We start from the raw sequence: 18,353 nt of genomic DNA, 5'->3' as shown, positions 1-18,353 counted from the left end.
ATTAGTGTAAGTGGACAATTCGATAAATAACGTCAGTTTCGGATAAGAAGCTTGTTTTATCTCTTCGTTACTTCGATGCCGTTCGGGCTGAGGAAGCGCGATAGCGCTGTCTCGAAGCCTTGGCATGGTGCTAAGGCTTCGAGACGAGGCTACCGCCTCTCCTCAGCCCGAACGGCATCGAAGTAACGACTGGATAAAAAAAGCTTCTTATCCGAAACTCAGGTTAAATAAGACTCGAGTTATTGGTTTTCGAATATTACAAGCAGCTTTCTGACAGTAAATAATACAAGAAAATCAAATGCCATAACTACATAGCCGGCCAACAGACCCTAATATAAGAGATGAAGACAAGAATCCCACAGCAACGAAACAATACTGTGGAACTCTTGAGATACGAAGGGTTACAACAACTTATTCTTTACCGCCAACAGCACTCTTCATCTCATCGTGTTCGTATATGAGAATAGGCTTGGATGAATTATTTACTACACTCTCATCGATTACCACCTTATTCACACCTTCCAGGGAAGGTAATTCATACATGGTGTCTAAAAGAATATTTTCAAGTATAGATCTCAAACCGCGAGCACCCATTTTTCTTTCAAGAGCTTTTTTAGCGATAGCGACAAGGGCTTCATCACGAAACTCCAGTTCTACATCTTCCATCTTGAAAAGAGCCTGGAACTGTTTGGTCAACGCATTTTTAGGATTAGACAGAATATCAATCAATGCAGCCTCATCCAATTCATGCAGAGTAGCAACTACAGGCAGACGCCCAACAAACTCGGGGATTAAGCCGTATTTGACCAAATCATCGGATTCAAGCTGACTAAGTATTTTGGATACTTGCTCACTACTGTCTTTCTTGTTTTTCAATTGAGCCGAAAAACCAATACCGGATTTATCGCTCCTGTCTCTAATGACTTTTTCCAGACCTGCAAAAGCACCACCGCAAATAAACAGAATATTGGATGTATCAACCTGCAAAAATTCCTGTTGCGGATGCTTTCGTCCTCCTTGAGGAGGAACTGAGGCGATAGTACCTTCTATTAACTTGAGTAATGCCTGTTGAACCCCTTCGCCAGAGACATCACGAGTAATAGAAGGATTATCAGATTTTCGCGAAATTTTATCGATTTCATCGATGTATACAATTCCGTGCTGCGCTTTATCGACATCATAATCGCATTTTTGCAGCAGCTTCTGGATAATGTTTTCTACATCCTCACCAACATAACCTGCTTCAGTAAGTGTTGTTGCATCAGCCATAGCAAAAGGTACATTAAGAATTCGTGCCAAGGTCTGAGCTAACAGGGTTTTACCACTACCTGTCGGGCCAATAAGCAAAATATTACTTTTACCCAGTTCAACGCCGTCTTCGCTTTTGTGTTGCAGACGTTTGTAATGGTTATATACCGCAACAGACAGAACTTTCTTGGCATGAGGCTGTCCAATGACATATTCATCGAGAAAGCTGGAAATTTCTTTAGGAGGGGGTAGACGAGCTTCTGACTCTTCCTGAACCTCGTGTGTTTCTTCGCGAATGATGTCATTACATAGTTCAACACATTCATCGCATACAAATACTGATGGGCCTGCAATCAGTTTTTTTACTTCATGTTGACTCTTGCCACAAAAAGAGCAATACAGAACTTTGTCTCCACTTCCGCTACCGGATTTACTCATAAAAAACCCCTTCTTACAGCTATTACCAGGATCTGTTGATTTTCTGCTATCAGGGCTTTCCAGCTCAAGCTAATCGAAATAGGAACAGCTCCTAACTAATAAGTAATATACATGTAAAATTTTAGTCAATCAGAAAAAGATACGCCAATTTAATTTGCCCGTTTGGCTCAAAGAATGAAAACATACGGGCAAAAAAGTGTTACTTAATTTTATTACTCAGTTGCACTGATTATCAATTCTCTATCATAGAGTACTTTATCAATCAGCCCGTAGTCAGCTGCCTGCGATGCACTCATGAAATTATCCCGCTCCGTATCACGCATAATTTGATCAGGCGTTTTTTTGGTGTGTTTTGCCATAATACTGTTCAGGCGCTCTCTCACAGCCAAAGTTTCACGGGCATGGATTTCAATATCTGTAGCCTGGCCTCTGTAACCACCCAGAGGTTGATGGATCATCACTCGAGAATTAGGAAGGCAGAATCGTTTGCCCTCAGCTCCAGCGCAAAGCAAGAGAGCAGCCGCACTGGCTGCCTGTCCTATACATAGGGTGCTGACATCAGGCTTAATAAACTGCATCGTGTCATAAATTGCAAGACCCGCAGTTACTACGCCTCCAGGTGAGTTGATATATATGGATATATCTTTCTCAGGATTTTCGGACTCAAGAAACAACAATTGGGCAACCACTAAATTAGCCATATGGTCTTCAACTTCACCCAAAAGAAAGATAATGCGTTCTTTCAGTAATCTTGAGTAAATATCATACGAGCGCTCCCCGCGGGAAGTTTGCTCAATAACCATAGGAACTAAACCACTAGCACTGCGTATTATGTTATCTGAATAGCCCGACATACTTACTCTCCTTTGTTCTCAGTGCCTTTCTTAGGATTCATTACTGAATCATAATCCATATTTTTGTGTTTGATTTTCGCATCTGCTGCTATTTTATCAGCAACCATTTCTTCCATTACTATTGCTTCTATTTCAGCCATGTGCTCTTTGCTGGACTGATACCATGCACGAAGCTCATCAGGACTTTCGTAAGCACTGGCGAACTTATCAATCATAGCATTAACTTTATCCTTGTCAGCAACTATTTCATGCTTTTTAACATATTCGGCAAAGAGTAAACCAAGATGTACACGACGCTTGGCCTGTTCTTCAAACAGTTCCCTTGGGAAATCAGGGATTTGCTCGTTTTCTTTATGCTCATGACCAAACAGGCGATGATACATATCATGTTTCAAATGTTCGATTTCCTTATCAATCAACGCTACTGGTAAATCAATTTTGTTAGCTTCCATTAATTTGTCAAACAGTTTCTCTCTGTTCATCATGCCAACACGTCGCTCCAATTCACGAACCATGTTGTCTTTAATGTCCTTTTTCAGACCTTCGATACCGTCTTTTTTGATATTGAACTTTTCTGCAAAAGCTTCATCAAGTTCAGGCAATTTGCCGGTAAACACTTTATGAACAGTGATTTTAAAAGTTGCTTCCTTATCAGCCAAATCTTTATGGCCATAATCAGCAGGGAATTTTACTTTAATATCAAAAGGCTTATCTATTTTTCCGCCAATAATTCCGTCTTCAAAGCCAGGAATCATGGAGCCAGAACCTATAACCAGTTCATGGCCTTCAGCTTTTCCACCCGCAAAAGGTTCGTCACCTAAAAAGCCTTCAAAATCAATTACAACTTTATCGCCTTTTTTAACTGCGTGATTTGCTTCATGCCATTCTTTGTTTTGCTCACGTAATTTTTCCATCATGTCACTGACGTCTTTGTCAGTCACTTCGGAACGTGTTAATTCAACAGCAGCCTGGTTTAGTTCAGCCACTTCAAATACGGGCATTACTTCAAAGGTTGCGGTATATCTGAAATCTTTACCTGGCTCAACTTGCTCAGGTTCTACGTAGGGGTATCCTGCAGGTACTAACTGGTTGGTTTGCAGTGCTTCGAATAAAGTCGATTGAACCATTTCTCTGGCAACTTCTTCACGTACGCTATCAGAATAACGACTTTTGACTACATGCATGGGAACTTTACCGGGACGGAAACCGTCAACTTTAACCTTGCGAGCAAGATTCTTGAGACGCAAGCTCACTTCTTCCTCAACTTTCTCTGTAGGTACAGAAACTGTTACCTTACGTTCCAAACCATTTAGGGTCTCAACAGAAACTTGCATTAATTCACCTCTTGGATATTTTCATGAAATGGTGCGAAAGGAGAGACTCGAACTCTCACGGGTCACCCCGCTGGAACCTAAATCCAGTGCGTCTACCAATTCCGCCACTTTCGCAATCAGGTTGGATTATCAATCAGTAATTTAATATTGTAAAGACTTGGACTTAATCTTTAGCGTAAGACATTAAATTATTTACAAATGGGGTGAACGATGGGACTCGAACCCACGACAACCGGGATCACAACCCGGGGCTCTACCAACTGAGCTACGCTCACCATAATATTTCCAGCTTTGTGTAAAACTTGACGGCTGGCACGCCCGACAGGATTCGAACCTGTTACCCTCGGCTTAGAAGGCCGATGCTCTATCCAGATGAGCTACGGGCGCAAATTTGGTCGGGGAGGAGGGATTCGAACCCCCGACATCCTGCTCCCAAAGCAGGCGCGCTACCAGACTGCGCTACACCCCGTTACCCGTCCAAGGACAGAGCGCACATAATACTAGCTGATATCACGCAGGTCAATATCCTGAATCAATAATTTTCTATTCATTTTTCATAGAAAATCAAATGTTAAACTAATTGAACGCATAGAAAACATTTCTAAATAATCAGGCTTACGATCCGGACGTAAAAATAGTTCCTGTAGGTCCCGCTGTCTTTTCACCACCACTGCCAAACATCGTAGATCCTGTAACACCTAAGATGGAAGGGAGAAACAATAACGCTGCTGCGATGAAAACCAAAGCTATTGGAGTGCCAATAGGAATTTGTGTCGGGTTATCTTTATGTTGCTTGAATTTCATAATTGCCCCGATAGAAAATGCCAGTCCTGCCAAATAAGATCCGGCAGTAATCAATTTCGTCAGAGAAGTAAAGGAGTCGGTGACATGAGCAGCAACTACGCCAATTCCATCGCCGGTATTCATCATTCCAGCAAAGCAATCCTGACTCATCAGTAAAACCAATGAAATTAAAACTAATTGCTTAAACCTGTGATAAAAATCAAATTTAAAGACATTAGTCATGATAAATTTCTCTTATGTTTTAATGGTCTCCTTAAAAGTATAATGCAAATCGGGAAGTATATTAGAAATATATTCATTATTGTTTTAATCTAGCGTTTTCAGCTAACATAGCTACAATCAGTGTTCATCTCATCCATGATAAAAATATGAAATACGCATTACTTCCATTATTTGACAATCTGACTCACCTTCATAAAAATCATGTGCATGTGGTACTGCCTGATCCACGCTTTTATCATGATTTCAGCTATACACTCAGTTTTCTGAAAAGTTACACAGGCAGTCAGGGAACGTTTAACAGTTACAGAAGGGAAGCGGAACGTTTGCTGCAATGGGCCTGGTTGATTAAAGACAGTACCATCGATGAATTAAAGCGTGATGATATCGAACAGTACATTCATTTTTGTCAAAATCCCCCAAAATCCTGGATTAGCCTGAAAAAAGTTCCCCGATTTATTGAAAAGGAAGGAAAGCGTATCCCTAATGAAGAATGGCGTCCTTTTGTTGTGACCATCAGCAAATCTGCGGTCAAGAATGGCCAGACTGCCAATATCGATCAATTCAGTCTGTCTCAAGGGGCTACTCAGGAAATATTTGCAATTTTAAGTACTTTGTTTAATTTTCTGATTGCTGAGGAATATCTGGTTTCAAATCCGGTAGCGCTTATCCGGCAAAAAAGTAAATTTATCCGTAAGCGCCAGCAAAATGCGCCTATCCGCCGCTTGAGCCTGATTCAATGGGAAGCCGTTTTGCAGGCGTCTGAAACCCTGGCAGAAGACTCGCCTGAAATGCATGAGCGTACCCGTTTTATGTTAAGCCTTTTATTTGGGATGTATTTGCGCATTTCAGAACTCGCGGCCAGCGATCGCTGGATTCCCAGCATGAATGATTTTGCCAAAGACAGTAATGGCCATTGGTGGTTTACGACTGTAGGAAAAGGAAATAAAGAGCGTCAGGTTGCTGTGAGTGAGGCAATGCTGGAAAGCCTTACTCGCTGGCGCTTGTTCCTGGGACTTACTCCCCTTCCCTCCCCTGCTGATAATTCGCCGCTGATTCCCAGAATTCGCGGGAATGGTCCAATGAGTGATACCGCCCCGATTCGCAGAATCATTCAGCGCTGTTTTGATTTGGCCGGGGAAAGCCTCCGTCACAAAGGCTTGGCGGAAGAAGCTGATACACTTTCTGAAGCTACAGTCCACTGGCTAAGGCATACTGGAATATCGGAGGATGTAAAAACTCGCCCCAGAGAACATGTGCGTGATGATGCGGGTCATAGTTCCAGCGCCACCACGGATCGTTATATTGATATTGAAAAGCAGGCTCGATATCAATCGGCACGAAAGAAATCTATAGAACCAGAATCTTCATCTTAGAGTAATTGCATCTGAATGGGGATTTGTAGCCCGTATTAGGCGCCAGCCGTAATACGGGATCGAAGTGGCAACGAACTCATTCCCGTATTACGGCTAGCGCCTAATACGGGCTACGATCCGGTGAGTTATTACTAAATATATGATAATATCCCGTCCTTCTTTTTAGATGGTTGATGGTTTAACATGCTTACCCTGCGTCAGGTCAGTTTATCACGAGGCAATAAGGTTTTATTGGATAAAGCCAGTGTCAGTCTCTACGAAAAACAAAAAATAGGCCTTATCGGCCATAATGGCTGTGGTAAATCCACGCTGTTTGATTTCTTGCTGGGAAAATTAGTAGCAGACACCGGCGAATATTTAATTAACCCTCAGTTGAACATCAGCCATTTATCACAACAACTGCCTGACAGTAATGAAAAAGCGCTTGATTTCGTGCTTGGCGGCGATGATGAATATATTAAGTTACTGCAGCGTTTGGCTAAAGCCGAGCAAACAGGTAATGATGCTGAGGTCTTGGCTTGTCACGAAGAACTTACCCACTCTGGTGGTTACAGCAAACCCGCTCAGGCTGCTACTATTATGTCTGGTTTAGGTTTCAGAGGTGATCAACAGCAAGCCACTGTTAACAGTTTTTCGGGAGGCTGGCGAATGCGCCTGAGCCTGGCTCGTTGCCTGATGAAACCCGCTGAATTACTTTTACTGGATGAGCCAACCAACCATCTGGATATGGAAGCAATTTTCTGGCTGGAGCGATTTTTAAAACAAAGCCCCAGCACTATTATTTTAATTTCGCATGACCGGGAGTTTCTCGATGCGTTTGTAACTCATATTTTACATATAGAAAAACAAACTCTTACTCTATATAGTGGTGATTACAGTTGTTTTGAAAAAACTCATGCCCAGCAATTGGCTTTACAACAAATCATGCATGAAAGGCAACAGGCAAAAATCAGCCATATGATGGCTTTTGTTAACCGTTTTAAAGCCAAAGCAACCAAAGCAAAGCAGGCACAGAGCAGAGTTAAGGCAATAGAAAAGATGGAAATTATTGCAGCAGCACAGGCTGATTCTCCCTTTTCTTTTGATTTTTTCCCCTGCCCTCGTGCCGGAAACCCATTGCTCCAGTGTACTTTAGTGGATGCAGGTTACTCTAACCAGCAGCCTACACTGAAAAAAATTAATCTGTCACTAAATCCTGGAGACAGACTAGCTTTGCTTGGCCCTAATGGCGAAGGTAAATCGACACTGATTAAAACATTAACTGGTGCTTTACCTGCGCTGAGCGGGACGATTCACCGTTCTCCTCATTTAAAGATTGGCTATTATGCTCAGCATCAGTTGGAACAGCTTGATTGTAAATTAAGCCCGGTAGAAACCATACAGCTGCTATCCCCAGAAGCACGTGAACAAACTATTCGTGATTTTCTCGGTGGCTTCAATTTTATTGGTGATATGGCAGTGCAGGCCATCCATCATTTTTCAGGTGGCGAAAAGGCACGTCTGGCATTGGCCAAGTTAGTCTGGCTGAAACCCAATTTATTATTACTGGATGAGCCAACCAACCATTTGGATCTTGGCATGCGTTCGGCCATTGAGCTGGCCTTGCAGAGTTATGAGGGCGCATTGATCCTGATTTCTCACGATCGTCATATGTTAAAGACCAGTGTGGATGATTTTTATCTGGTTTATCAGCAAAAGGTGCAGCCATTTAACGGTGATTTAGACGATTATTATACCTGGCTACAAACTAAAGATGCTGTAAAGGAATCTGTTACACCACAAAATGCATCAAATGGTTATAAAGAAAAAAAGGTTCTGCAAAATCGTCTGAAGAAACTGGAGCAACTTATTGAGCAATATCAGACAGAAATTCAAAAGCTTGATCACCAACTGGCTGATGTGACGCTTTATGAAGACAGTAGTCAGAAGAAGAAACTCGATAAATTGTTGCAAGACAGAGATGTCGCTCACTCTTCTCTGAATAAAGCTGAAGAGGAATGGATGGAAGTCTGTAGTGTTTTGGAAGGGGCTTAATATTATAAGCGATTGATTTAAATATATAAAAACTGTATCAGCGATAGCGTAATCAAGGCTACACCTACTGTTTGCTTATGCTCTCATTACCTAAAGAAAACCGAGCCGCGACCGTAAGGGAGCGGAAATTTTGGATGTACACCTAATGAGTAATCAACAATGGAGTGCAGCGAACTGTTCCGCTTCCTTACGGTCGCGGCTCGGTTTTCTTAACATTATGATCTTTTGTATTCTTTGATTAACCCTTGCTTTGTAATTGCTTTAACAATGATCGAGCCGCCAATTGTTCTGCTTTTCTTCGGTTTGAACCTTCACCATGAGTTGTTTTATGAATTCCTTCAACGCGGCAGGTGACATAAAAAATTTGATCGTGCTCGTCACCGACTACTTTGGTCAGGGTATATTCTGGTAAAGCGTATTTTTCAGCCTGTAAATATTCCTGTAATTGTGTTTTGGCATCCTTAAGACAATCATTTAAATGGGGATCTTTTAATCTTGATTGATATAAACGCAAAATAACTTCTTGCGCGGCGTTAAACCCGCCATCCAGAAAAATAGCAGCAAAAATAGCTTCCAAAGCATCAGCCAATATTGATGCACGGCGAAAGCCACCGCTTTTTAACTCGCCCTGACCTAAATAAAGAAAATCGCCCAATGACAACTCTTTGGCAATTTCAGCTAACATTTCCCCCTTCACCAGAAAGGAACGCAAGCGGCTAAGCTGCCCTTCACTTTGTAAGGGAAAATGCCGAAACAATTCGTTAGCAATGACAAAACTTAAGATGGAATCACCGAGAAATTCAAAGCGCTCGTAATTATCACTACCAGCGCTTCTATGTGTCAGGGCCTGCCTTAAATAAGCAGGATTTTGAAATGTATATTTTAAGCGTCTACACAGGCGTTCAAGATCAATTTTCACTACCAACTGTTACCTCATATAATTCATCAAAATCAAACAATAATTTCATATTATACACCAGGGGCCGAACAACCTGATATTTTAATTTGACTTTGTACTTTTTAGGCCCTGATGGCACAATGCTTATCTGATTAGGTTTAAGATCTTCAACACCATTAATATCAAGCCGTTTGTCAAGACTCTTTCTTAACTCCATAGTATCCAATGCCGGATCTCCGGACAATGATAATTCAGGTGTCGTACTCAGCGATTTTATGGAGTCAACTATAGAATAATGCTGCAAATAAACCGGTACTATCCGCATTATAATCACTGCTGTAATCACTACTACTGCTGCGGTTAACAGCATACCAATCAAAGTCATCCCTTTTTGCTTATGCATGATTATAATCCCTTAGTTAATAAATCTTCCTATTTTAGACCAACGTAAACTATCGGTTTTACCATTCCAGCTCATCCAAACCAGGAAGGCTTTGCCCCGCAGGTAATCTTCAGGAACAAATCCCCAAAAACGGCTATCCGCACTGTCATCACGATTATCACCCATCATGAAATAGTTTCCTTCTGGCACAACAATATCAAAATCTACTCCCGGTACATCAGATCGAATGAAAATATCGTGAACCACACCATTCAGATTTTCCTTATATTTTGCAACTGCTTTTCCAGAGCTCTCATCAATAGTGTACTCAACAAAGGTTTGTTTTGCCTCCTGACCATTAATCGTTAACTTCTTGTCATGGTAACTGATACGATCACCTGGCACACCAATTACTCTTTTAATGTAATCATAATTTGGAGCTGGAGGCCAACGAAATACCGCAATTTGTCCCGTTTCAGGATTAGCAACGGGTATAACCTTTTTTTCCCACACCGGCAATCTTAAACCATAAGCATACTTGTTAACGGCAACAAAATCCCCAACCAGTAAGGTTGGCTCTAACGAACCAGAGGGTATGCGAAAAGGCTCTATTAAAAAGGAACGTAATAACAATACAATGAAAAACACCGGGAAAAAAGAACGCGAGTATTCAATAATACGTCCGGGCTTTTGATCCGGTCCACGCTTTTTAGCCCAGAAGATGAGATCCAGTAAATAGATAAATCCACTGACAAAAGATAATACGACTAATATTAGAGCAAAATTCATAACTTAAATCCTAAAGTAATTGATTTTGTGGCTATTTAACGAGTTACTCAACCTGCAGATAATCCGTCCACTTGATTGAAACGAAGTCCATTGAGGTGACAAAGTGCTTCTATCAGGAGATCCTTCGTTTCACTCAGGATGACGTACCTCGTGCAGGGTAGTGTATTCCAAATCTATTTCTTTCTATCGGTCTGGAATACAGCCATAAATGCCTCTTGAGGTATTTCTACATGACCAACCTGCTTCATCCGTTTTTTACCCGCTTTTTGTTTGTCCAATAGTTTTCGCTTACGCGACACGTCGCCGCCATAACATTTTGCTGTGACGTTCTTGCGCAATGCCTTCACTGTTTGTCTGGCAATAATATGACTGCCCAGGGCGGCCTGGATGGCTACATCAAACATTTGTCGGGGGATAAGTTCCTGCATCTTCTCAGCAATTAACTTTCCTCGGCTTTGGGCTGAAGAACGATGGACAATAACAGAAAGAGCATCCACTTTTTCACTGTTAATCAATACATCCATCTTCACTAAATCAGCAGGGTCAAAGCGCAGAAAATTATAATCAAGTGATGCGTAACCACGGCTTACTGATTTTAAACGGTCAAAGAAATCTGAAACCACTTCACTCATGGGAATGTCGTAGGACACTGAAACCTGACGCCCACTGTAAGTCATACTGACCTGAACACCGCGACGCTCAACACACAAGCTGATAATAGCCCCCAGATAATCTTGTGGCACTAAAATGTTTGCCCTGACTATAGGCTCATACATTTCCTTGATTTGCGGTGAAGGTGGCAAATGGGATGGATTATCAATCAGGTGCGTTTCACCTTTTGCCGTTACAATTTGATACACCACTGTAGGCGCTGTAGAAATCAGATCAAGATTGTATTCCCGCTCCAGGCGTTCCTGGACAATTTCCATATGCAGCATTCCCAGAAAACCGCAACGGAAACCAAAGCCCAGAGCTTCAGATGATTCAGGCTCATAAAAGAGCGACGCATCATTCAGACTTAATTTGGCCAGCGCTTCCCGAAACGCTTCAAAATCGTCAGAGCTGATAGGAAATAAACCAGCATATACCTGGGGTTTTACCCGTTGAAACCCGGGGAGTACACCTTCTGCCGGATTTCTGTCCAATGTTAATGTATCCCCAACAGGAGCCCCTTGAATTTCTTTAATGCCTGCAACAACATAGCCCACTTCACCGGCATTCAGTGCTTCAAGTTTTGTTCTTTTAGGAGTGAAAACGCCCACCTGATCGACTTCATAAGTTCTGCCTGTGGACATAACACGCATCTTATCGCCCTTACGAATGGAGCCATTGACGATGCGTACGAGAGAAACCACGCCCAGATAACTGTCAAACCATGAGTCGATAATTAATGCCTGTAAGGGGGCATCAATAGTTCCTTCTGGTGGGGGGATATGCTCAACCAGAGCTTCAAGTACATCCTCTACACCAAGGCCACTTTTGGCACTTACCCTGATTGCATCATGCGCATCAACACCAATAATATCTTCTATCTCGGCAATGACACGTTCTGGCTCTGCCTGAGGTAGGTCAATTTTATTCAATACAGGCAGCACAGAAAGCGATTGATCAATTGCTGTATAACACACCGCAACAGTCTGCGCCTCAACACCCTGAGCCGCATCAACAACCAGAATGGCTCCTTCGCAGGCAGCCAGAGAACGAGAAACCTCGTAGCTAAAATCCACATGCCCGGGGGTATCAATGAAGTTCAGCAAGTAGGTTTTGCCATCTTTTGCCGTATAATTGAGGGAAACGCACTGCGCTTTGATGGTAATGCCTCTTTCCCGTTCTATATCCATAGAATCAAGGACTTGTGAACTCATTTCACGCTCAGACAAACCACCACAAATCTGGATAAACCGATCAGCCAAAGTCGATTTACCATGATCGATATGAGCAATGATTGAAAAATTACGAATACGCTTTAAATCACTCAACGGAGATAACCCTTTTTTACAAAATTGCATAAGTCTAACTTAAATGTTGACGTGCAGAAAGTAGTCACTGCTAATTCTGTTATTTTTGTGTACTAATTGATTCATTATGTAAAGAAAATTTGCTAATAACGCATATTTTTACTAGAATCTCCGCTTTCGCTTCAATACTTAGGATACATAATGCGACGAATCAGCTGGTTTGGTTTTACTGTATTTCTTTTCTTATCATTTTCCTCTTATTCGGATACCGCCTTTGTTCAACGCAAAGACGTACAGCAATTTATTAAGAGTATGGTAAAAGAACACCAGTTCAACGCTAAAGAACTGACGCAAACTTTAAATCAGGTGCAATTGCAGCCACAAATTATTGAATCCATGGAAAAACCTTACGAAAAGAAAAACTGGGATGTGTACCGAGCCATATTCATGACGCCCCAACGTGTACAGGGTGGTCTGGATTTTTGGGCTGCGAACAGGGCAACACTGGAAAGAGCTCAGAAAAGGTATGGTGTTCCGCCAGAAATTATTATCGCCATTTTAGGTGTTGAAACTTTATACGGTGAACGTCAGGGTGATCATCGAGTTTTGGATGCACTGGCTACTCTGGCCTTTAATTATCCCAAACGCGCCCCATTTTTTACCAAGGAACTAAAAGAATATTTACTTCTTTGCCGTGAGCATGGTGTTCCTGCAACCCAATACAAAGGTTCTTACGCTGGGGCAATAGGCAAGCCTCAATTTATGCCCAGCAGCTATCGTTATTATGCTGTAGACTTTAACAATAAAGGCCGAAGAGATTTAGTAAATAATGATGCCGACTCTATTGGAAGTATTGCCAATTATTTCCACAAACATGGCTGGAGATTAAATGGCGGCATCGCACAACCTGCTAAAGTAGCTGGATGGAAAGCCAAGCGAATTCATACCAACCCTAAAACCGCAAATTATAATTATGCTCAGTTAATCGCTGCGGGAATCAAGCCAATTACTGCATCACAATACCATCCAACTCGCGCAGGTGTGATTGAACTGATGACCGATGAAGGCAAGGAATATTGGTTGGCTTATCCTAATTTCTTTGTCATTACCCGTTACAATTCAAGCCCGCAATACGCATTGGTTGTTTATTTGTTGTCGCAACAGCTAAAGCAGCAATGGGTAGCACAAAACGCAAAAAAGCATAGGGCTTATGCTTAACCCCAACGTACCGCGGCTTGTCCGCGGTACGTTGGCATTGGCGTACGATGCCAACACCCATCACGACGCACCAAACGGATTTAGATAGATCACTTCTCCCCTCTCATATATACTAATAAATTCAACGGCAAACGGATAAAACTTGGCTCATGGATAAATGTTTCCTTTTTACCAGACATCTCGATGAAAACGGTTGTTTTTGCTTAAAGCTATCTCAGGATGGTTCTGTTATTGCCCCTCCTGCCCAACGTACTTTTGCCGATATTAAAATCTTACAGGCTGAGAGCGCTACTCTCATCGTTGAAACGGCAGCAAGTGCCAGTATTCTGGATTTAGAGTTGCCCTGGTTACCCGATCGTAAAGCCCGAATTGCCATACCTTATGCACTTGAAGACAAACTGGCACAACCATTGGATGAACTGCATTTTGCCTTTGACAAAGCCCGCTATCAAAATGCCCATTATCTGATTACGGTAATTGGTAAACAGAGGCTTCAATATTTAATGCATCAGCTTGATGGTGAAAATATTGAATTCGAAGCAATTACTCTCGATTGGTTTGCAACCCGTTTCGAACAATTAGTGGTCACCGAATCCACGGTACTTGTTAATGATACTGATTTTAAAGGGGCTTTGTCTGGTGATTTAGCCTTATCTTATATAAAAAAACATCCTTTGGCTCAGTTGTTTTTATTCGAAGACAGTCTGATTGCAGCAGATCCCACTATACCGAAATCTAATGAATCATCGCACCTTTGGATTGCCAGACAGTTGATGGATTCCAAACCGTTAAATTTATGCCAGGGAGACATGCAACACGGTAATACATCTGATTGGATTAAAAAAGGCTACCTGTATGTTGGTGCTTTATGTGGCCTTTGGCTGATATCGCTTTTAGTGGTTAATGCGATCAATGTATATTTGCTCAATAAACAAATTAAGCAGGTAGATGAACAAATTGCTGTTATTTACCATGAGTTTTTTCCTGAGGCGAAACAGGTTATTAGCCCTAAATTTCGTATCAGCCAGGTACTGGGGGATACGTCAGCCGATGGCCAGACTCGCTTTTGGTTTTTATTAAATCAATTTGCCAAAGCAATGAAGGAAGAACAAATAACAGTAGAAAATCTTCGTTATCAGAATAAAACATTGTCGGTAACTGTCATCAGCACTGATTTCGCCAAGCTGGAAGATATAGAAAATAAATTAAGAACATTACAGCTGAACGTGAAGCAAACGCAGGCCGCCAGCCGTGATCAACATGTTGTCGCTACTTTGGAGCTTACGTGAAATCTTATTGGAATTCTTTAAATGAGCGGGAACGATGGATGGTAATTATCGCCGCGGTCGCGGTTTTTATTTATTTATATTATTTGGCTCTTTATGCGCCGTTGAGTGATAGCGTGGCCTTAAAATCAACCCAGTTAGTAGAGAAAACAGAAACTTTGGCCTGGATGAATAAAGTCAGGCATCAGGATCATTCATCAAAAACCAGACAATCAGTGACCAACAGCCAGTTATTAACACTGCTGGCCACCCAGCTCAAAGACAATGAAACCCTGAAATTTCCTTATCAACTGCAACAGACTGGTTCAGGTGATATTCAACTTACTTTTGATGCGGTGCCTTTCACTTTGTTTATGAAATGGCTGGCAAAAATTAATGAGAAATATACCCTTACTTTGAAGCAATTGGATGTGCAGCAAACGGAAACTCCGGGAGTAGCTAAATTGATGATCATTATCAGTGGGGCAGTTTAAATAATTCACGTCGTCCTGAGCGCGTCTTTTTGCGCGAAGGATCTCCAAATACTGGCACCATGCCACGTTCGGGAGATCCTTCGCGCAAAAAGACGCGCTCAGGACGACGTGAATTCAGAGAAAAATTGCTCCGAAATAGCACAGTGCGTAGCCTTGATACAGCGATAGCGTAATCAAGGTTTTCATGCATCCAAGGCTAAGAGACCACAGGAAAACCTTGATTACGCTATCGCTGCATCAAGGCTACCGTTTTTTATATATTTAAAGCAACCGACTCCAGGCAGGAATCACACCATGGACTATTCATTCAAATTACTTTGCACACTTCCCCAGCTTTTAATTCCGGCGCCTTGCTTGATTTCAGCGGGTAATGCATCCAATGCTTTCTGAGCAGCCTCAGGGCTGTCATAAGTACCATACACCCCTTTGTAATACGCTTTGCCGTTGCGCTGATATTTTATTTGCGCCATGCGATCATTCTTGGGTGTTTTATATAATTTCTGCGCTACTTGCGATGCTTTCTCGCCCTCGCCTACTTCTATAGTGTATCCCTGTGGATTTTGGCTGCTTACCCAATTTCTATCCCGATCTTTAAATGAAACGGGAGAATGGAATTCACCTACATGGTAGGAATCCGGCACAGAAACACTTCCCTGGCTACTGGGAGGATTTTGATAACCGTAATTCGTAAGGCGATAATCATTCTGCGGGTAGAGTTGGTATTGATCGTAAGCATAAGTCTGATAGCTGGTATAATTATCATCGTATGCCATACAAGACGATAAACCCAAAGCACATAAGCCTATCCCCATCAATTTAATTTTATTATTCATCACAACACCCCCCTGATTTATAATTTTTATGTGGTCACCCCACTATTGACCGAAAATATTTTAAACAGTATGAATGGATTCCAGTCTTATTGTTGTTATCTACCGAAACTGAAAAAACTTTAGAAACTTCAGGACTTACGAAATGACCAGACTGCAAGATGCTATCAGCTCTCTACTGGAGACCTGTGGCATTTTAGGTTAAAGTATTGCGGATATAGTGTTATTCGGTGGTGAATTTTATGTGGACTCATAGACGCTCAGGCCAAACCAATCAAAGGGGATCCCAAGATCACCGCGATCCTTACGAACGGGACAGGACTCGGGTGATTCATTGCCCTGCGTTCAGACGCCTGCAAAGAAAAACCCAGATTCTGGGTACTGATGAGGGGGATTTTCATCGCACCCGATTAACCCATTCTCTTGAGGTAGATTCAATTGGCCGAAGTATAGTGCGTAATCTGATCACCAATCAGGATCAACAAATGCTCTTGCCAAGTCTCCTGCCCAATGATGATCTCATTAGCGTCATTTGTCTCTTGCATGACATAGGTCATCCTCCTTTTGGCCATGGTGGTGAGGTAGCGTTGAATTACATGATGCGTCATTATGGCGGTTTCGAAGGTAATGGCCAGACCCTGCGTCTGCTTACTAAAGTAGAAAACAGCTATGGGGGCTTTGGTCTTGATCTGACAAGAAGAGCGTTACTGGGGATTTTAAAATATCCGGTGCGACGTTCCAAGGTAGTAGCAACGAAACAACCTCCCATTCATGAGTCAATTCACAAGACCATCAAAATTAATGACTGGCTTCCGCCCAAAGCGTATTTTGATTGCGAACAACCTGAGGTGGACTGGCTGCTTTCCCCTTTTTCAGACAATGACAGAGCTTTGTTTCAGTCTTTGTCCAGACAACCCAAAGACACCCAGGCAGGTAAATCCGCCTACCATAGTTTTGATTGTTCTATTATGGATACAGCAGATGATATTGCTTACGGTGTTCATGATTTGGAAGATGCCATTCATTTAAAATTAATTAATCCATCGCATCTTGATACTAAGGAATTCAGACATTTGCTCGCTAATACTATTATGGATAAACAGCAAGATCGTCTGATCAACTCCTTATTCTCGGAAGATGTGTTTTTAAGAAAACAGACTATTGGTGAAATGGTTAATTATTTTATTACGTCCACTCAAATTATTACCGTCAATGAAGCTTTTGAAAACAATATCCTGAAATACAATATAGCTCTGACTCCTGAAGCAGATGCCCTGTTAAAATATTTGATGCGCTGTATTTTTCAAAATGTGATTGATTCTCAGGAAGCACGTACTTTTGAATATGGTGGCCAAACTGTGGTACTGCGGTTGTTTGATGCCATCAGCTCCAATCCTGCAAGCTTGCTGGATAATAAAAACAGAGAATTATTTAAGCAAGCTGAAGACGAAACATCAGCATTTCGGGTAGTCTGCGACTATCTGGCCAATATGACTGATGAATATGCTTACAGAATGCATGAGCGTTTGTTTGGTTTTAATACACGGACTATATTTGAACGATTGTAATTTTCGTCACGAACAAGATTCGTGGCTCGATTGGTGGAAATTGCCACTTCGATCCCGGCTGCGAGCAGACCGGGCTACACACTGTTCCACTGGCGTCGAAAAACTGAGCCGCGACTGTAAAGGAGCGGAATTTTTATTGTGGTAATTTGGATAAACGAGCGATTATTTGATGTGGTGATGATTGAGCCATTAGAATAATGGCGTCCCCAAGGGGATTCGAACCCCTGTTACCGCCGTGAAAGGGCAGTGTCCTAGGCCTCTAGACGATGGGGACCTGGAACTTATTATACTACTTTATTATAACCAATTTACTGCATAATACCAAATTAATGGCGTCCCCAAGGGGATTCGAACCCCTGTTACCGCCGTGAAAGGGCAGTGTCCTGGGCCTCTAGACGATGGGGACCCGGAACGTTTTCTCCATCAACATCCATGATGTTGATGGTGGAGCTAGGCGGGATCGAACCGCCGACCTCTTGCATGCCATGCAAGCGCTCTCCCAGCTGAGCTATAACCCCCAAATTTAAGTCTCGCAGTTTAATGAGCTACCTCAATACTGTCAAGTGGTTTTTAATGATTCTGTAAATTTTGATGAAACAGTGTCTCTTCTACACTCCCCGATCCACGTCGTCCTTCGCGCCAAA

Annotated in this window: 15 protein-coding genes and 7 tRNA genes; 6 read left to right on the top strand and 16 right to left on the bottom strand. The window is 42.1% G+C overall.

Annotated features, from left to right (window positions below; translation table 11 throughout):
* Positions 1-411: 411 nt before the first annotated feature.
* The 8 genes from clpX to B094_RS0100745 form a co-directional block, all read right to left on the bottom strand.
* Complete coding sequence (gene clpX, locus B094_RS0100780; protein WP_018575880.1) at positions 412-1,686, bottom strand: ATP-dependent Clp protease ATP-binding subunit ClpX; 1,275 nt, start codon at positions 1,684-1,686, stop codon at positions 412-414.
* 212 nt (positions 1,687-1,898) lie between these two features.
* A complete protein-coding gene (gene clpP / locus B094_RS0100775; protein WP_018575879.1) occupies positions 1,899-2,540 on the bottom strand; it encodes an ATP-dependent Clp endopeptidase proteolytic subunit ClpP in 642 nt (213 codons plus the stop codon).
* Between the two features lie 2 nt (positions 2,541-2,542).
* Positions 2,543-3,874 carry a trigger factor gene (tig, locus tag B094_RS0100770; protein WP_018575878.1) on the bottom strand — a complete coding sequence of 444 codons (1,332 nt, stop codon included), beginning with the start codon at positions 3,872-3,874 and terminating at the stop codon, positions 2,543-2,545.
* Positions 3,875-3,903: 29 nt separating this feature from the next.
* Positions 3,904-3,988 (bottom strand) — tRNA-Leu (locus B094_RS0100765).
* A gap of 85 nt (positions 3,989-4,073) precedes the next feature.
* A tRNA-His gene (locus B094_RS0100760) sits at positions 4,074-4,149 on the bottom strand.
* A gap of 35 nt (positions 4,150-4,184) precedes the next feature.
* Positions 4,185-4,261 (bottom strand) — tRNA-Arg (locus B094_RS0100755).
* A gap of 5 nt (positions 4,262-4,266) precedes the next feature.
* Positions 4,267-4,343: transfer RNA gene (locus tag B094_RS0100750), tRNA-Pro, on the bottom strand.
* Positions 4,344-4,489: 146 nt separating this feature from the next.
* Positions 4,490-4,900 carry a hypothetical protein gene (locus B094_RS0100745; protein ID WP_018575877.1) on the bottom strand — a complete coding sequence of 137 codons (411 nt, stop codon included), beginning with the start codon at positions 4,898-4,900 and terminating at the stop codon, positions 4,490-4,492.
* Positions 4,901-5,046: 146 nt separating this feature from the next.
* Here B094_RS0100745 and B094_RS0100740 point away from each other — a divergent pair, with 146 nt between their 5' ends.
* Positions 5,047-6,273 carry a tyrosine-type recombinase/integrase gene (locus B094_RS0100740; protein WP_018575876.1) on the top strand — a complete coding sequence of 409 codons (1,227 nt, stop codon included), beginning with the start codon at positions 5,047-5,049 and terminating at the stop codon, positions 6,271-6,273.
* A gap of 183 nt (positions 6,274-6,456) precedes the next feature.
* Positions 6,457-8,307 (top strand): ABC-F family ATP-binding cassette domain-containing protein, encoded by a 1,851-nt coding sequence (locus B094_RS0100735; RefSeq protein ID WP_018575875.1) that lies wholly within the window; start codon positions 6,457-6,459, stop codon positions 8,305-8,307.
* Between the two features lie 238 nt (positions 8,308-8,545).
* Here B094_RS0100735 and rnc read toward each other — a convergent pair whose 3' ends face one another.
* The 4 genes from rnc to lepA all read right to left on the bottom strand — a co-directional run bounded on the left by rnc (position 8,546) and on the right by lepA (position 12,385).
* On the bottom strand, positions 8,546-9,226 hold the full coding sequence (gene rnc / locus B094_RS0100730) for a ribonuclease III (RefSeq protein ID WP_026253806.1): 681 nt from the start codon (positions 9,224-9,226) through the stop codon (positions 8,546-8,548).
* Positions 9,216-9,608, bottom strand: a complete 393-nt coding sequence (locus B094_RS0100725) for a DUF4845 domain-containing protein (protein WP_018575873.1) — start codon at positions 9,606-9,608, stop codon at positions 9,216-9,218. Before B094_RS0100725 ends, rnc begins: the two co-directional genes overlap by 11 nt.
* 12 nt (positions 9,609-9,620) lie before the next feature.
* Positions 9,621-10,376, bottom strand: a complete 756-nt coding sequence (lepB, locus tag B094_RS0100720) for a signal peptidase I (RefSeq protein WP_018575872.1) — start codon at positions 10,374-10,376, stop codon at positions 9,621-9,623.
* A 173-nt stretch (positions 10,377-10,549) separates the two neighbouring features.
* Positions 10,550-12,385 (bottom strand): translation elongation factor 4, encoded by a 1,836-nt coding sequence (gene lepA, locus B094_RS0100715; RefSeq protein ID WP_018575871.1) that lies wholly within the window; start codon positions 12,383-12,385, stop codon positions 10,550-10,552.
* Between the two features lie 150 nt (positions 12,386-12,535).
* Between lepA and mltB the strand changes: the two genes are divergently transcribed.
* The 3 genes from mltB (at position 12,536) to lspM (ending at position 15,311) form a co-directional block, all read left to right on the top strand.
* Complete coding sequence (gene mltB, locus B094_RS0100710) at positions 12,536-13,552, top strand: lytic murein transglycosylase B (RefSeq protein WP_018575870.1); 1,017 nt, start codon at positions 12,536-12,538, stop codon at positions 13,550-13,552.
* 149 nt (positions 13,553-13,701) lie between these two features.
* The gene (gene gspL, locus B094_RS0100705) at positions 13,702-14,841 is read left to right on the top strand and encodes a type II secretion system protein GspL (protein WP_018575869.1); all 1,140 of its coding nucleotides are present in this window, start codon (positions 13,702-13,704) and stop codon (positions 14,839-14,841) included.
* Complete coding sequence (lspM, locus tag B094_RS0100700) at positions 14,838-15,311, top strand: GspM family type II secretion system protein LspM (RefSeq protein ID WP_018575868.1); 474 nt, start codon at positions 14,838-14,840, stop codon at positions 15,309-15,311. The genes gspL and lspM overlap by 4 nt, the downstream gene beginning before the upstream one ends.
* A 299-nt stretch (positions 15,312-15,610) precedes the next feature.
* On the opposite strand, the gene B094_RS0100695 is transcribed toward lspM, so the two are convergent.
* Positions 15,611-16,144: an SPOR domain-containing protein gene (locus B094_RS0100695; protein WP_018575867.1), complete on the bottom strand. Its 534-nt coding sequence runs from the start codon at positions 16,142-16,144 to the stop codon at positions 15,611-15,613.
* Positions 16,145-16,383: 239 nt separating this feature from the next.
* On the opposite strand from B094_RS0100695, the gene B094_RS0100690 reads away from it, so the two are divergent.
* Positions 16,384-17,709, top strand: coding sequence for an anti-phage deoxyguanosine triphosphatase (locus B094_RS0100690; protein WP_018575866.1), 1,326 nt, complete (start codon positions 16,384-16,386; stop codon positions 17,707-17,709).
* A gap of 198 nt (positions 17,710-17,907) precedes the next feature.
* Here the strand turns inward: B094_RS0100690 and B094_RS0100685 are convergent.
* The 3 genes from B094_RS0100685 to B094_RS0100675 form a co-directional block, all read right to left on the bottom strand.
* Positions 17,908-17,983 (bottom strand) — tRNA-Glu (locus tag B094_RS0100685).
* Positions 17,984-18,039: 56 nt separating this feature from the next.
* Positions 18,040-18,115: transfer RNA gene (locus B094_RS0100680), tRNA-Glu, on the bottom strand.
* Between the two features lie 36 nt (positions 18,116-18,151).
* Positions 18,152-18,227: transfer RNA gene (locus B094_RS0100675), tRNA-Ala, on the bottom strand.
* Between the last annotated feature and the right edge of the window lie 126 nt (positions 18,228-18,353).

Origin of the sequence: Legionella shakespearei DSM 23087, from assembly GCF_000373765.1 — a bacterium.
Taxonomy (GTDB): domain Bacteria; phylum Pseudomonadota; class Gammaproteobacteria; order Legionellales; family Legionellaceae; genus Legionella; species Legionella shakespearei.
This window is presented reverse-complemented; position numbering and strand designations above follow the sequence as displayed.

What these genes read in the sequence shown, in the direction of transcription:
- B094_RS0100725 (WP_018575873.1), bottom strand. Translation starts at nt 9,608, where the DNA reads ATGCATAAGCAAAAAGGGATGACTTTGATTGGTATGCTGTTAACCGCA.
- B094_RS0100735 (WP_018575875.1), top strand. Translation starts at nt 6,457, where the DNA reads ATGCTTACCCTGCGTCAGGTCAGTTTATCACGAGGCAATAAGGTTTTA.
- tig (WP_018575878.1), bottom strand. Translation starts at nt 3,874, where the DNA reads ATGCAAGTTTCTGTTGAGACCCTAAATGGTTTGGAACGTAAGGTAACA.
- B094_RS0100690 (WP_018575866.1), top strand. Translation starts at nt 16,384, where the DNA reads ATGTGGACTCATAGACGCTCAGGCCAAACCAATCAAAGGGGATCCCAA.
- lepB (WP_018575872.1), bottom strand. Translation starts at nt 10,376, where the DNA reads ATGAATTTTGCTCTAATATTAGTCGTATTATCTTTTGTCAGTGGATTT.
- gspL (WP_018575869.1), top strand. Translation starts at nt 13,702, where the DNA reads ATGGATAAATGTTTCCTTTTTACCAGACATCTCGATGAAAACGGTTGT.
- lepA (WP_018575871.1), bottom strand. Translation starts at nt 12,385, where the DNA reads ATGCAATTTTGTAAAAAAGGGTTATCTCCGTTGAGTGATTTAAAGCGT.
- B094_RS0100695 (WP_018575867.1), bottom strand. Translation starts at nt 16,144, where the DNA reads ATGAATAATAAAATTAAATTGATGGGGATAGGCTTATGTGCTTTGGGT.
- B094_RS0100740 (WP_018575876.1), top strand. Translation starts at nt 5,047, where the DNA reads ATGAAATACGCATTACTTCCATTATTTGACAATCTGACTCACCTTCAT.
- B094_RS0100745 (WP_018575877.1), bottom strand. Translation starts at nt 4,900, where the DNA reads ATGACTAATGTCTTTAAATTTGATTTTTATCACAGGTTTAAGCAATTA.
- mltB (WP_018575870.1), top strand. Translation starts at nt 12,536, where the DNA reads ATGCGACGAATCAGCTGGTTTGGTTTTACTGTATTTCTTTTCTTATCA.
- clpP (WP_018575879.1), bottom strand. Translation starts at nt 2,540, where the DNA reads ATGTCGGGCTATTCAGATAACATAATACGCAGTGCTAGTGGTTTAGTT.
- clpX (WP_018575880.1), bottom strand. Translation starts at nt 1,686, where the DNA reads ATGAGTAAATCCGGTAGCGGAAGTGGAGACAAAGTTCTGTATTGCTCT.